The sequence below is a fragment of the Candidatus Pelagibacter sp. genome (genome assembly GCF_052048095.1).
Classification (GTDB): Bacteria; Pseudomonadota; Alphaproteobacteria; order Pelagibacterales; family Pelagibacteraceae; genus Pelagibacter.
The window spans coordinates 649,132-663,339 of record NZ_JBNAKG010000001.1 but is presented as its reverse complement, the minus strand read 5'-3'; the positions used below and the strand labels follow the sequence as shown (position 1 = coordinate 663,339).

Here is a 14,208-nt window from a genome sequence, read left to right as displayed (position 1 = left end):
TTTAAGTTCCTGATAAAAATAATCTCCTAAACCTTTCTTCAATATTGTCTTGCTTTATAGTTATTGTTACTTGTTTCTTTTTAACTTGTTCAATAATGTCATCACCTTCACTATCTGTGTCTGTTACACCATCATTGTCTAAATCTAAAGGGACATTTTTTGTTATATCTTCAACTGCAATTTCTCGAATGTCTCCATCTCTTGCTGGACCTAAATGTGTTTCTAACAAAGCTCCCCAGTTTTGAAGGTCCAGCGCAACTTTCTCGAGGTCATCATCTTCTAGATCCTCTATATAAGCAGCATCTTCGTGTCTTGTTAAATCCAAAGAATGATAAGGATCTAAAGACCCTTGAGCGTTAGATATAATTGTAATATTTGCATTCAATGCTGCATCTGCAGCCATATTAACGATGTTAGTGTCAGCTACATCTGAGCGATCAAGAGTTAGTGTGGTATTCTGATCTCCATCAAAAACAGTTCTTGCTGTAATTTCGTATTTTCCACCAACACCAGTTATTATGATTTCATCTCCTACCTTGGGTAAGCCACTAAATCCTTTGGCTTTAAGTTGTGTCCCCGCTGTTGTATCTTCTGCTACTTGTGGGTTTCCATACTGAGTTGCTATAGGTTGATAAACTGCTGCGAGCTCTTCAAACATTAATTCTACTGCATAAGCTGCTTTATCAAATTTTCTTAAGGTCGAAAAATCTTGCTCTTGTGTTGATTGCAGTGTCATGAAAACAGTCATTGAGGCACCTAAGATGGCTGCTGCTGTCATTCCTTCAACTATTGATAATCCTTTTTGTAATTTATATTTCAAATAATCTATCATCACATTCTACTTCCAATATTAAAAAATCCTGTTTCGTATGAATGGATAAAATCTTTTTTACTACCTGCATTAGCTGAAGCTTGAACTTCACCTCTTGTATTTTCTGGCGCTGTTCCATCTGGTAGAAAACAAAAAAAATTATTATCATTGGATACAGCTGTACATGTAGCGCTGGTTAAATTAGTACACTTCTTTATTGTCATATGTTCAAGCTTTTTAGTAAGCTCATTTAATTTTGTGCCTTTAGTAAAAGTGTCTCGATCACCTGTGCCATTAAAATCTGAACATTTAGTAGATGTAGATTTATGATATTCAACATTGTGCCTATGAATACCGTCAGCTCTCCAAACTTCCAAATCTGAGGAGTTATTACTTGTGTCATTAACTATTCTAATTGCATAGGCGTTACCATCTTCTAAAGATAATTGCCTTACATAATTTACTTGACCTCTAATCGTTGCAAGATCGGCTTCAAAATGTTCTTGTTCTCCAAAGTTGTCAATTGTTGGAAATCCTATTCCAACAACCAAAGAAATTATCCCGATCGTAACAAGACCTTCCATTAAACTAAAACCTTTTTGAAACTTTTTCATAACTTAACCTACTGCTTGACCAATACTGAAAATTGGCATGTACAATGCTATCATAAGTACTCCAATAATTGCTCCAATTAATACAATCATTAAAGGTTCAATTATAGATGATAAAGCGGCCACTACTCCATCAAACTCCTCCTCATAATAACTTGCAATTGATTGAAACATTTCTTCCATATTACCGGTCCTTTCTCCAACTGCAGTAAGTTGAGATAACGCAGGTGGAAAAATATGCTCTTCTTGTTTTAATAAAGTGGACAAAGCTTGACCTGTAATAATTAATTTAGATATTCGCTCTAGCGCATATATAAAGACGAGGTTTGTTGTCACTGATTTTGAAATTTTTATCGTATCTATAATGCTTACACCTGCTCTAGTAAGATTTGCCATTATCATACACATTCTAGAAACAGTAGCTTTAACAATTAAATCACCAAATAATGGAAATTTTAAGAACCTTTTATGCATTACATGTCTAAATCCTTCAATATTTTTATACATAAAATTATAGAGGACTCTTATTATTATAATTGTGCCTATAATTTTCATTATATTAGCTGGATCTGCAATAAATTTACTCGCATTAACAATTACCAGTGTTGCTGCTGGCAATTTTACACCCATGGCTCCATACATTTTCTCAAAGACAGGTACTACCTTCCATAACATGAATATAGTAATGGTAGTTGCTACTGTTAAAAGCATTACAGGGTAGAACAATGCACTTTTTATTCCTGATCTAATTTTGGCATTTTTTTCTAATAATTCTACGAGTTTAATTAAAAATTCATCAAGTTTACCACTAGCTTCACCAGCTGAAATCATGTTCAAATAAATGTTATCAAAAACTGTTGGGTGCTTTGCAAATGAATCAGTAAGGTTCAATCCACCATTCAAATCTTTGACAATAGTATGAGCCGTCATCTTCATTTTCATATGAACTGTTTGATCCCTGATCATTGCAATAGACTCTAAGATGGGCAGTCCAGCCTTAATCATTGTAGATACTTTTTTTGTAAATTGCAGAAGTTCTTTTGGAGGGACTTTAGCCCATGGACCAAAGTTTAAATAAATATTTCCTTTAGAAATAATGATTGGAGCGTTACTAATTGGTATATCGTCTAATGATGGTCCATCTTTAGCTTGTGATTTTCCGTTTCCTTTCTTAATCGATGTTACAATTATTTTTTTTTTTCTTAACTCAAGTTGAGCAGCTTTAGGATCAGATGCTGAAATTTGACCAGTTATCTTTTTGCCAGCTTGAACGCCAGCATATTGAAATGTTGCCATAATTTAAACTACTAAGATTCTTGAATATTCAGTTACTGATAATATACCTTTTTTAATAAAATTTCTTCCAATTGTTTGCATTGTTTTAAAACCATCTTTAACTGCAACTTCTAACATTTCATCACCTCTGGCATCTCTTAATATGGCTGCTTCAAGATTTGGTGTTTTTTTCAATACTTCGTAAATCCCTTGCCTTCCCTTATAGCCAGTGTTATTACATTCTCCACAACCAGCTCCTTTTTTAGCGGTAAATTCAGTCATTTCCTCGTCTGTGAATCCATATTGTAACAAAGTTTCTTTAGTTGCTTTTTCATCATCTACCAAACAAGAAGAGCAATTTTTTCTTGCAAGTCTTTGAGCAACAATAAGGCTAAGTGCAGACGCAACCATGAAATTAGGCACGCCCATATTTGTTAATCTTACAACAGTAGAAACCGCATCATTAGTGTGGAGTGTACTTAAAAGTAAGTGACCTGTTAATGCTGCTTTAATTGCAATATCAACGGTAGATTTATCCCTGATCTCTCCAACTAGGATTACTTCTGGATCTTGTCTTAAAAAAGATTTTAAAATTGCTTCGAATGTTAATCCAATTTCGTTGTTAGCTTGAATTTGACCAACGCCCTTAAGATAAAATTCAACAGGGTCTTCAGCTGTCATAATATTAGTTCCTGGATTATTAATTTTTTTTATACATCCGTATAAAGTTGTACTCTTACCACTACCTGTAGGACCTGTAACTAAAACCATTCCCTGTGGGGCGGTGATTGCCGCAACTAATTTGTCATAATCTTCTTTATCTAAACCAATCTGCTCTAAACCAAGATCTGGACCAGCTGCAAGTAAACGCATTACAACTCTTTCACCTTCTTTTGCAGGGATTACTGAAAATCTAACATCAATATCAACATCATCTTCATTTTTTGGTTTGGGATTTTTAAATTGAAGTTTACCATCTTGAGGCAATCTTTTTTCAGAAATATCACAGCCAGACATAATTTTTAATCTTGTAATTACAGCGTTATAATTTTCTCTTAAAAATCCTCTAAACTGTTCTTGTTCTTGTAAAACACCATCTTTTCTAAATCTTACGAACGCTTCGCCTCTTCTAAATACTTCAATATGAATATCACTGGTGCCACTTAGAAAAGACTCTAGCAATAATTTATCAACAAACTCAACAACTGCATTTTCTTCACCGCCTTCAGTTTTTTTTGCTGTTGGAACTTTAATATTTAGATTGGGTTTAGTTGCCACTTTTTGTGTTTGTGTAGATGCCGGATTTTTCGCTTCTTGTGTTGCCTCAACAACACTTTTAAACTTCATGGCTTGTTCTAAGTTTGAGGGTTTAGCAACATACAATTCCACATTACAACCAGTCATACTCTTGATCTTACCCGCTAATGTAGATTTGGTAGGATCAAACAAAGCTATTTTCAAAATTCTACCATTTAACTCAAATGGAAGCATTTCATTCTCTAATATAAATTCTTTTGGTAATTTTTTTACAGCATCTTTTTTAATATTTTGTTCTGTCAGTACTATTTTACGTAAAGCATAATTTCTTGATACCGCTGCAACAATATCATCCTCAGTAACAAACTTATCGCTTAGTAAATATTCTAGAACTCCTAATGGGGCTTTTCCGTTGCCCTCATATTTCTTTTTTGCATCATTAAGATTTGCTTCTGATAATTTACCACTTGTCTTAAGTAAATTTGAAATTTTGAAGCTTATTTCAGGGTTTAATGATGTCATCAGTGAAAGTTATAATTGAAATTATAACTTATACAACATTTGCACTGATAAATATTAACAGTTGAGTTTTATCGTCCTTATCTGTCTTTTGTTTAAAAAAGGCTCCTAATAATGGAATTTTTGAAAAGAATGGAACGTAAGTTTCTGAATTCTCTCTAGTATTTTTGTAAACTCCACCAAGCACTGCCACTTCACCTGCATTTATTTTAATTTTAGATGTAATTGATTCCTCATTTGTAACAACATCTTCGCCCGCATCTTCGCCTGGTGTATCATTTGCAAGTGTTAATTCTATTTTGATTCCACTTTCTCCAACTATTTCTGGTTTAACAGTAATACTTAAATTTTGTGGTACTTCAACTGTTGAGCCTGCGGCATCACCTGAAGCTGGTATAACTTTTAACAAAGTTGTACCTTGAGTTAAAGTTGCTTCTTCACCATCCATTGCAAATAATTTTGGATTTGAAACAGTTTCAGTATTTGCATCTTTAACTGAACTTTTAATGACAGCTTTGAGTTTTGTTAGTCCAATATTACCTAATATAAATGCTCCACTAGCTAGACTAACATCTGCAAAATCATTATTTTGAACCTCTGCATTTTCAGGATTTGTATCGTTTACAGCTGATACTGAAGTTGTAGTTGATGGATTTGTTCCGATTGCTGCAAATGTAATTCTGTCTCTACCATTTGCAGTTGCTGATGCATTAAATGCGTCTATGTTAGCTGTAAATGTTTTATTAAATCCATCTGTAGCATTAACAATATAAGCTTCTATCATTACTTGCTTTTGTTCTAAATCAATCTTATTTAATAATCTTTCAGCTTGGTTTAACTGGGCTAAGGTACCTGTTATCAAAAGTTGATTGTTTTTAGTATCATCATTAACTACAAATTCTTCATTCTCTTCTCCTATAACTTTTTCTAATGTTTCTGCTAAGTCAGTTGAACTTTGATAAAAAACTTTAAACACTTCTGTTATAGTTGGCTCTTCTGTTTCGTCATCTCCACTAATATCTGCTGATCCACCAAGTTCTAATGATGCCATATTATTATTTGATTCAATTGTGCTATCTATTTTAGATTTTTCTAATTCAGCAAATTTTTCTTTTGTATGCACTCTTAACAATCCAGAATCCTCATCAACTGTCATTATTAAACTATTAATGTCTAAAATTGCATAAACAGCTGATCCCCATTTTATATTTTCAAAGTCAATTGTAATTTCTCCAATAACTTCATCACCAATAATAATGTTTCTTTGAACTAAACTTGCAAAAAGTTTTAATGCAGATCTAATGCTCATGTTATTGAGTTTTAAACTGACTTCATTATTTTCTAATTTTTTGATTCTTAAATTCCTATCTATTAATTTGAGACTAGTTTTTTTATTTTCTTGACTCCCGTCAATAAGTGATACTCTCCTAACCAAATTTTGCTCAGTTTTATTTTTATTTTTTATTTCTCTAGAGTTGGCAATAAAACCTTCAGCTTCCTGTCTAAAATTTTCAGCAGAGGCAAGTGGATCAAAAGCACTAATTTCTTGAACAGCTCCTCCATCTTTAGTGTCATATGCCATTTTAGGCCTATCAGATAAGCTGCAACTTACTAAAAATACTGAAAGTAAGATCGTAAAAATTATATTCAAATTAGTTTTCATTAGTTAAATAAATCCTCGACATTAGTTGGAACTTCTTCATTAGAAGTTTCCTCTTCATCTGTGGTCATTAAAATATCTTCTACAATATTACCAGTTGTTGTTTCTGTAACTTGAGCAAATTCATCACCCACAATTGGAGTATTAATTAAGAATTCAAATTCCATATTATTTTCTAAAACTATCATTCTGGTACTTTCAATAGAAACTATCACTCCATCTCTATTACCTATTCTATCACCTTCTCTTACAAGATATTGACCAGATCCTATTTGAACAATTGCTAGATTTTTTCTGTCAATTTCAAAGTCATTAACACTTTTTTTGTCTAAATTTTCGTAATCAATCATGCTATTAGCATAAATTGGAATTTTTACTAATTGGTTTTCATTTAATACAAGCACATTTTCATCAAGCTTATTAAAATTAATAAGCTCATCTATTTCTCTTTCATATCTACCTGCTATTTCACTCAATGTCTCATTTGAATCAGTGACATGTATGAAAAATGGTAATTGTAATTTGTCACCAATTAAAAGAACAGACTCGTCATTCATATCGTTGTATGATGCCAACTGCACAGGATCTAAGTTATACCTTTCTGCTATAGTTGTTAAATCTTGTCCTTCTTTAACTACATGGAACCTATTCGGAATCACCAACTTATCTCCCGCAATAAGCTTTCTTGATCCTGGATAAATCGCATTCGCCAATTCCAATTCTCTTAATGGAAAACCATATTTAAATGCGATTTTTTCAACAGTTTCATTTGCTTGAATTGTGTGAGTTGTAGGCACTTTAGCCTGGTCTGTCCTTTTAATTCGCGATCTTTTAAATGTATTATTTTTCTTATTTTTTTTGCTTAATGCTGTACCCTTTAAAATATAAGATTTTAATGGACTTCCTACTATTGGGTCAACATTTAAAATTCTCACAACATCTAAATCTGCATCAGTTTCTGTTTGTGTTTTTTCAACTACCTTTTCAGTTATTTCCTCAGTTTGCTGGCTCTCCTCAGTTAAAGATATATCTTCAGTAATCTCCTCATCAAACAAATTCTCTGCTTCTGATTCTGCTATTTCATCTTGTTCAATTTCTACAACTTGTTCCTCTGTTTGCTCACTTACTAATCCAATTTCATTGGTAAATGGATCAGATGAAACAGTAAAACTAAAGAAAGTAAAAAATAAAATTAATAAAAACCTTAAAACTATCATCATTTTCCTGCTTTAAGTAAATTTGTTACAATTGCTTCATCATCAAACGATTCTTCTGCTAAAGGTTTAAGAGAAAGTCTTGAATTAAATTTTTTAGTAATAGTTTCCGTTGGAAGCTCTTCTTCTTTTGGTCTTGGTTGTCCCTTCACACTGTATAGTTCAATTCTATCTTCTTTGCTTAGCTCAACCATTTCTTCCATTTTACTATCCATTACAACTTCGCTTCCAGAAAAGTTTTCCATCATATTAATTACAGCTTGACCATTCTTGGCTACACCAGAAATTAAAACAGTATTTTTTTCTTCTATACCAAATTTAGTTAATCTTATATCTTTTGGAACTATTTCGTTTAAATTTGCATATAGATTTGCAGTTGTTTTCAAATTTGAACCAAGTGAACTTGCAATTCTTTTGTTTTCGTTAATCTGTTGAATTTTTGCTCTATATCCATCCAAAAGATTTTTTTTTCCAGCTAGATCTTCTTGTAGAGTTGCAACTTCACTTAAATCGGAAGAATTTTTGAACATCTTTAAAATTTTAAAAGGAACAACATGGCCAATAAATCCTAAAATAAAAAAAATTGAAATCATTAAACAAAAATTACCCAATGATTTTGATCTTCTATTAATTTTAATCTGATTAAAGTTTGATAATAAATTAATTGAAATTATCTCACTTGTTGGGAGATTAAACGAATTAAGTTTTCTTGAAGCAATTCCAATAGCTTCTGAAGCAAGAGATTTATTACTTAGAGAGTCCATGTATTTTTTTGCATCTTTTGAAAATTCCATTGAGTCTTCGGGATTAAAAACTTTAACAACAACGTCACCTAATTGTCTTTCAATACCTTTGGATAAATTTTTTACTTTTGTTTTGTCAGTTACAATTGTTACAATGCTAATTGGATCGAACTCATATTTAGTCTCATACTCTACTAAAGCTTGTTTAATTTGCGATCCTAGTCTTTCAAAAATTTCATCCCAAAATTCAGTTTCCACAGTAGGAACTTCTTCCATAGTATCTAATAATACTTGATCAGCTTCAATTATATTTAATTCTGAAAATTGAAATCCTTTGGCAGAACAAATTGTTATATTTTTTGAATCTTTTGTGTAATTAAAGATTGCATTCGGAGTTTCAAAACCTTCCAAGCCTAGTTCAATCCCTTGTGTATTAACATGTGCAAAAGGAGCTAAATCAATTACTACCGGGTTAAAGCCTGCCAATCTAAAAATACTTGCATATGCTTCTACAAACTTTTTTTCCATTGTAACAAGAACAATATCCATTATCCCAAGTTCTTGATTAGTATTTATAATTGAATAGCTTGTTTCAAATTCATCTAAATTCTCTGGTGTCTCATCAAATTGATCCCAAAATCCGCCCAAAGCGTTAGCATCAGCTAAATCTTGTTCGTCCATAACTGGTATTTGCAAATTATAAATTTGGGCTTTCGAAGTATCTAAAGATACTGCAACGTCTTTTGTTTTTGTTTTAATTGAATCTAATGCGTTTTTTACTTGATCACTTAAATAAGTAGTTGCAGACAAAAAATCTTGGTCATCACCTATGCCAGCAATTTGTTGATTGGAAAAATTATTTATTTTGCAAGTATTTTTTTTAAATGTTATCTCGGCTGCTTGGATATATTTGTCCCTAACAACAACGCCCACAACTTTTTCTTTTTTTGTATGAGAATTTCCAATAATTTTTATTATTGGTGCAAACATTTTTGCTATAGGTGGCCCAATTTTATCAATCATTTTTTTTTAAAAAAACCTTGTAGAATCACATTAATAAATACCGAATCGGTACACAAGCATTAGTTGTGTTACTTTATATATAAATGTAAACATTAAAAAACACTTGAAAAACAATTACTTTTAGAGCATTTAAGTCGATATGAGTCTTCAAGACAAATTAAAAACTTATCCAAAAGAATATGATCTGTCTGATATTCACATAAGATCGAATCAACCCTTCGCGATAAGAGAAAATGGTGAAATTAAAGTCTTTAGTAATGATGTGGTTACAAGACAAGATATTGAAACATTTTGGAAACAGTCATTAGATAAAGCACAATATGATTATTTAATAAATAATGGAGATCTGGATTTTGCTGTTGTTGTAGATGGGCAAAGATTTAGAGCTAATGGTTATTATTCATCATATGGACCAAGCATGGTATTAAGAAAGATTATTAGTGAAATACCAAACATTGAAAAATTAGGATTGCCACCAGCTGCACATGAATCGATTACACATAAAACTGGATTAGTTCTTGTAACAGGCCAAACAGGTTCTGGAAAATCTACTTCTCTTGCAGCAATGATAGATCAAATAAACTCTAATAGGGCAGAAAATATTATCACAATAGAAGATCCAATTGAATTTGTTCATCCTGCAAAAAAAAGTATCATATCACAAAGGGAAGTTGGAAAAGATACTGGAAGTTTTTCTAAAGCTTTAAAATCGGCATTAAGACAAGACCCTGATGTTATCTTAGTTGGAGAAATGAGAGATTTTGAAACAATTTCATTAGCGTTAACAGCAGCAGAAACAGGACACTTAGTTTTTGGAACATTGCACGCAAGTAGTGCCTCATCAACTATCACAAGGGTATTAGATGTATTTCCTCCTGCACAAAAAGAACAAGCTCAAACTATGTTAGCTGGTTCAATAAGATTGGTGATGTCTCAACAACTTCTGAAGAGAAAAGGTGGTGGAAGAATTGGTTGTCATGAAGTAATGACAGGAACACCGGCAATAAGAAATTTAATTAGAGAAGGTAAAACAGAACAAATTGCATCTACTCTTCAAACATCCGCAAAAGACGGAATGTTCACAATGGAAAAATGTTTAGAAGGTTTAAAGCAAAAAAATTTAGTTGAATAAATTAAGGTGTTTCAACAAATCTTTGTTGTGGAACTATTGCTTTAAATTTTCCAGTCCCTGTGCAATTGTTTTTTGATTGCTCACCCAAGCCTCTGTTAGTACTTGAAGGATTTGGGTCAATTGATCCTTTGCAATTCAATTCTACTGTTAACTCACCATTCACTTCTACGTTTACATCTCGAAATTTAACATTACTTGCTGTAGACTTTGAAACGATATTATTATAGAAATAATTTGCTGCTAAAAATGCAAAAAACATTATTAAAAAAGTTTTTATGTTATCTCGATTTCTAATAAGTTTTTTTTTCATAAATTTGATAGTATATTTTTTTCCAAATAATACTAATGCAAATATTTTTCAAACTTCTTGTAAAAGTAAGAAAAACAGTACCGTATGGGTTTATTCAAAAAAAAGAAATCAAATGATCTTAACAAAAATTAATAATTCCAAAACAAAAGTGAGTTTTAGTATAGACAGAAAAACTGAAACTGCATTTATGGCTAAAGGAGAAATTGATGACTTAGTGACGACTATCAATTTTGACGAAAAAAAAGGTGACCTAGCCATGCTTCAAACAGCGCTAAGAGGATCAAATCAATTTTATAAATGCTCAGCCCCCAAAGTTATAAAAGCTGAGTAATTAAAAATTTAAAGTTAAAAGAGTTCCACCATCTTCTTTATGTTCGTAACTCATTCCTTTTACAATACTTTTTATAAAATGAATTCCTAGTCCACCAGGTCTAACATCATCTAATTCTCTTGGTTTAATATGACTAGTTGAAACTTTAGTACCAAAATCTCTTAATTCAACTTTTAAACTGCTTTTGGAAACTTTCTCAAAATTAATAATGATATCTTTTGTTTTATCAAAATTATATGCATAACGAATAATATTTTGTAATGCTTCATCAACTGCTAGTTTTACATTAAAAACATCAACACCTATTTCTCTTTCTTTGCAGAAACTTTCAATATTTCTCCTTACTATTTTTAAGTTAGCAGGATCTGACTTAATTTCTAATTTCATTAAATTAATTTTTAATATTATAACCCTTTTTCAATAATACACTCACAATCGTTACACATACTATTAGAAAACCAACCATCGAACTTATGCTAAACCAAATGTTAAAATCTGATACTCCATAAAAAGAAAATCTTAATCCATTAATTAAATATACTACTGGATTAAAATAAGTAATTGTTTGCCAGAATGGTGGCAACATATCAAGAGAATATAAACTTCCTCCCAAAAAAACCATTGGAGTAATAACTAAAGTTGGAATGATAGACATTTGCTCAAAATTTGAACTCATTAACCCAATTAAAAAACCAAACAATGCAAATGTAAAAGCAACAAGTAAAAGTAAAAATATCATTAATAAAGGATGTTGGACTTCAACATCAACAAAAAAAGTGGAGGTAATGAAAATTATCAATCCTACTATAAGTGTTTTAGTTGCTCCCGCACCAACAAATGCTAAAACAATCTCAAAAGTTGAAATTGGAGCTGCTAAAATTTCATAGATAGTTCCATTAAATTTTGGAAAAAAAATACCAAAAGACGTGTTACTAATTGATTGAGTTAATAAAGTAAGCATCAATAAACCTGGAACAATATAAGATCCATAACTTATACCATCAATATCTTTTACATATCCTCCAATTACAGAACCAAAAACGATAAAATAAAGAGAAGTAGATAAAACTGGAGACAATATTGATTGCATTAATGTTCTTCTAAATCTATCCATCTCGTGAAGATAAATTGCTTTTAGTGCGTAAAAATTAACTTTCATTTTTTTCCTTTACTAAATTCACAAAAATTTTCTCTAATGTGCTTTGTTCTGTTTTTAAATCTTTTAATTTTAATCCAGCATCTTTGATATCTTGTAACAATGTAGTTATTCCAGTTTGTTGTGCTTGAACATTATAGGTATAATCTAACGCCATATTATCATTAACAAGAGATAATTCATATTTCTCTAAAACCTTTGGAATTTCATTTACTTTTTCTTGAAGTTCTACGGTAAGTTTTTTATGACCCATTTTTTTTAAAAGTTCTTTTGTTTCATCAACAACTATTATTTCACCTTGGTTAATCACACCTACTCTATCAGCTATAGCTTCTGCCTCTTCGATATAATGAGTTGTTAAAATGATTGTAACTCCAGTTTTTCTTAATTCTTCAACAACTTTCCACATATCTTGCCTTAATTCTACATCAACTCCAGCGGTAGGTTCATCTAAAAATAATATAGTAGGCTCATGAGAAAGAGCTTTTGCAATAAGCACTCTTCTTTTCATTCCTCCTGATAGTTTTCTGAGATTTTGATCTTTTTTATCCCAAAGACTTAACTGTCGTAAAATTTTTTCAATGTGTTCTGGATTTGGTTTTTTTCCATACAATCCTCTTGAATAAGAAACATTATTAAAAACTGTTTCAAATGATTCTAATGTTAACTCTTGTGGTACAAGTCCAATTTTTGATCTTGTTTCTCTATAATCATCAATAATATCAAATCCATCTACAGTAACTTTCCCACCAGATGGTTTTACAATTCCACAAATAATACTTATTAAAGTGGTTTTGCCAGCACCGTTTGGTCCTAGCATAGCAAATATCTCACCTTTTTTTATTTCAAGGTTAACAGTTTTAAGAGCATTAAAACCATTATCATAAGTTTTAGATAAATTATTTATTGAAATTTCAACGTCCGACATCGATGGATATATAATTGTAAATAATATTTATACAACGAAATTATAATTAATAAAAACTAGCAATTTTAGCTAAACAATTTTCCAGACATACTATGTTCATACATTATTCGCATATCATCCAAAGTTAACTTTTTTGGATTACCTCCAGTTGAAGGATCTTCTAATGCAAGTTTAGATAATTTTTCTAAATCAAAATCTTTCTCAGGAATAACATCAGATAATTTATGAGGAATATTTAATTTTTTTCTTAAATCTAAAATCCACTCGATAAAACCTTCAAAAGATTTATCTTTCAGATTTATATATTCACAAATTTTAATTATCTTTTTTTCAATAACATCTTTATTAAATGTTAAAACATAAGGCATAAATATTGCATTGGATAAACCATGGTGAATATTATTTTGACCATTCACCGGATGACTAAGAGAATGAATTGCACCTAAGCCTTTTTGAAATGCAGTGGACCCCATGCTTGCAGCAGTTAGCATATTCATTCTTGCCTCAAGGTTTGATCCATCTTCAACAACTTTTATCAAACAACCTTTAATTAATCTTATACCTTCTAAAGCAATTCCATCAGCCATAGGATGATATCCTGGTGCACAATAAGCTTCTAGATTATGAGCTAAAGCATCCATACCGGTTGCTGCTGTAATATTTGCTGGTAATGCCAATATTAACATTGGATCCAGTATTACGATTGAAGGTAAAAACTTTGGGTGAAAGATTATTTTTTTTATACCTGTTTCCTCATTAAGTATTACGGATGCTCTTCCAGTTTCTGAACCAGTTCCTGCTGTTGTTGGGACTGCAATAATTGGAGCAATTTTATCTGAATTTGCTTTTGTCCAATTATCACCCACATCTTCAAAATCCCAGATAGATAAAGTTTGACCTGACATAAAAGCAATTGCTTTACCAACATCTAAAGCGCTACCTCCTCCAAATGCAATCACACCGTCACAATTATTTTTCTTAAAAAATTGAACTCCTTCTTCCACATTGTTGCCAGTTGGATTTCCAATTACATTAGAAAAAATTTCAACATGTGTTCCTTGATCTCTTAAATCTTTTAAAGATTTTTGTATAAATTCTGAATTACTTAGACCCTTATCAGTTACCAATAAAGGTTTTTTTATATTCAAATTTTTACATGCATCATTTAAATCTTTAATCCTATTTTCTCCAACCCATATAGTTGTTGGATAATTCCAATTATAACTATTCATAGGTTG

14 protein-coding genes are annotated in these 14,208 nt (G+C 31.2%); 2 read left to right on the top strand and 12 right to left on the bottom strand.

Going from position 1 to position 14,208, the window contains the following annotated elements; translation table 11 throughout:
- Position 1: 1 nt before the first annotated feature.
- The 7 genes from ACTT9P_RS03490 to ACTT9P_RS03460 are packed head-to-tail and all read right to left on the bottom strand — an operon-like array spanning position 2 to position 9,113.
- Entirely contained in the window at positions 2-832 is an 831-nt protein-coding gene (locus ACTT9P_RS03490) for a hypothetical protein (RefSeq protein ID WP_440909306.1), read from the bottom strand.
- Positions 832-1,425: a pilus assembly FimT family protein gene (locus ACTT9P_RS03485; RefSeq protein WP_440909305.1), complete on the bottom strand. Its 594-nt coding sequence runs from the start codon at positions 1,423-1,425 to the stop codon at positions 832-834. The genes ACTT9P_RS03490 and ACTT9P_RS03485 overlap by 1 nt, the downstream gene beginning before the upstream one ends.
- Positions 1,426-1,428: 3 nt before the next feature.
- A complete protein-coding gene (locus ACTT9P_RS03480; RefSeq protein ID WP_440909304.1) occupies positions 1,429-2,718 on the bottom strand; it encodes a type II secretion system F family protein in 1,290 nt (429 codons plus the stop codon).
- Between the two features lie 3 nt (positions 2,719-2,721).
- Positions 2,722-4,476: a GspE/PulE family protein gene (locus tag ACTT9P_RS03475; protein ID WP_440909303.1), complete on the bottom strand. Its 1,755-nt coding sequence runs from the start codon at positions 4,474-4,476 to the stop codon at positions 2,722-2,724.
- A gap of 28 nt (positions 4,477-4,504) precedes the next feature.
- Positions 4,505-6,136: a secretin N-terminal domain-containing protein gene (locus tag ACTT9P_RS03470; RefSeq protein WP_440909302.1), complete on the bottom strand. Its 1,632-nt coding sequence runs from the start codon at positions 6,134-6,136 to the stop codon at positions 4,505-4,507.
- Positions 6,136-7,353 (bottom strand): LysM peptidoglycan-binding domain-containing protein, encoded by a 1,218-nt coding sequence (locus tag ACTT9P_RS03465; protein WP_440909301.1) that lies wholly within the window; start codon positions 7,351-7,353, stop codon positions 6,136-6,138. Before ACTT9P_RS03465 ends, ACTT9P_RS03470 begins: the two co-directional genes overlap by 1 nt.
- A complete protein-coding gene (locus ACTT9P_RS03460) occupies positions 7,350-9,113 on the bottom strand; it encodes a PilN domain-containing protein (RefSeq protein ID WP_440909300.1) in 1,764 nt (587 codons plus the stop codon). Before ACTT9P_RS03460 ends, ACTT9P_RS03465 begins: the two co-directional genes overlap by 4 nt.
- A gap of 139 nt (positions 9,114-9,252) precedes the next feature.
- Between ACTT9P_RS03460 and ACTT9P_RS03455 the strand changes: the two genes are divergently transcribed.
- Positions 9,253-10,245: a type IV pilus twitching motility protein PilT gene (locus ACTT9P_RS03455; RefSeq protein ID WP_440909299.1), complete on the top strand. Its 993-nt coding sequence runs from the start codon at positions 9,253-9,255 to the stop codon at positions 10,243-10,245.
- Between the two features lies 1 nt (position 10,246).
- Here ACTT9P_RS03455 and ACTT9P_RS03450 read toward each other — a convergent pair whose 3' ends face one another.
- Complete coding sequence (locus tag ACTT9P_RS03450; protein ID WP_440909298.1) at positions 10,247-10,555, bottom strand: hypothetical protein; 309 nt, start codon at positions 10,553-10,555, stop codon at positions 10,247-10,249.
- Positions 10,556-10,559: 4 nt separating this feature from the next.
- Here ACTT9P_RS03450 and ACTT9P_RS03445 point away from each other — a divergent pair, with 4 nt between their 5' ends.
- Positions 10,560-10,886, top strand: coding sequence for a hypothetical protein (locus ACTT9P_RS03445; protein ID WP_440909297.1), 327 nt, complete (start codon positions 10,560-10,562; stop codon positions 10,884-10,886).
- Here ACTT9P_RS03445 and ACTT9P_RS03440 read toward each other — a convergent pair whose 3' ends face one another.
- The 4 genes from ACTT9P_RS03440 to ACTT9P_RS03425 all read right to left on the bottom strand — a co-directional run bounded on the left by ACTT9P_RS03440 (position 10,887) and on the right by ACTT9P_RS03425 (position 14,202).
- Positions 10,887-11,273: an ATP-binding protein gene (locus ACTT9P_RS03440; RefSeq protein ID WP_440909296.1), complete on the bottom strand. Its 387-nt coding sequence runs from the start codon at positions 11,271-11,273 to the stop codon at positions 10,887-10,889.
- Positions 11,274-11,277: 4 nt separating this feature from the next.
- On the bottom strand, positions 11,278-12,045 hold the full coding sequence (locus tag ACTT9P_RS03435) for an ABC transporter permease (RefSeq protein WP_440909295.1): 768 nt from the start codon (positions 12,043-12,045) through the stop codon (positions 11,278-11,280).
- Positions 12,035-12,970, bottom strand: a complete 936-nt coding sequence (locus tag ACTT9P_RS03430; RefSeq protein ID WP_440909294.1) for an ABC transporter ATP-binding protein — start codon at positions 12,968-12,970, stop codon at positions 12,035-12,037. Before ACTT9P_RS03430 ends, ACTT9P_RS03435 begins: the two co-directional genes overlap by 11 nt.
- 65 nt (positions 12,971-13,035) lie before the next feature.
- Positions 13,036-14,202, bottom strand: a complete 1,167-nt coding sequence (locus ACTT9P_RS03425; RefSeq protein ID WP_440909293.1) for an iron-containing alcohol dehydrogenase — start codon at positions 14,200-14,202, stop codon at positions 13,036-13,038.
- Positions 14,203-14,208 lie beyond the last annotated feature (6 nt).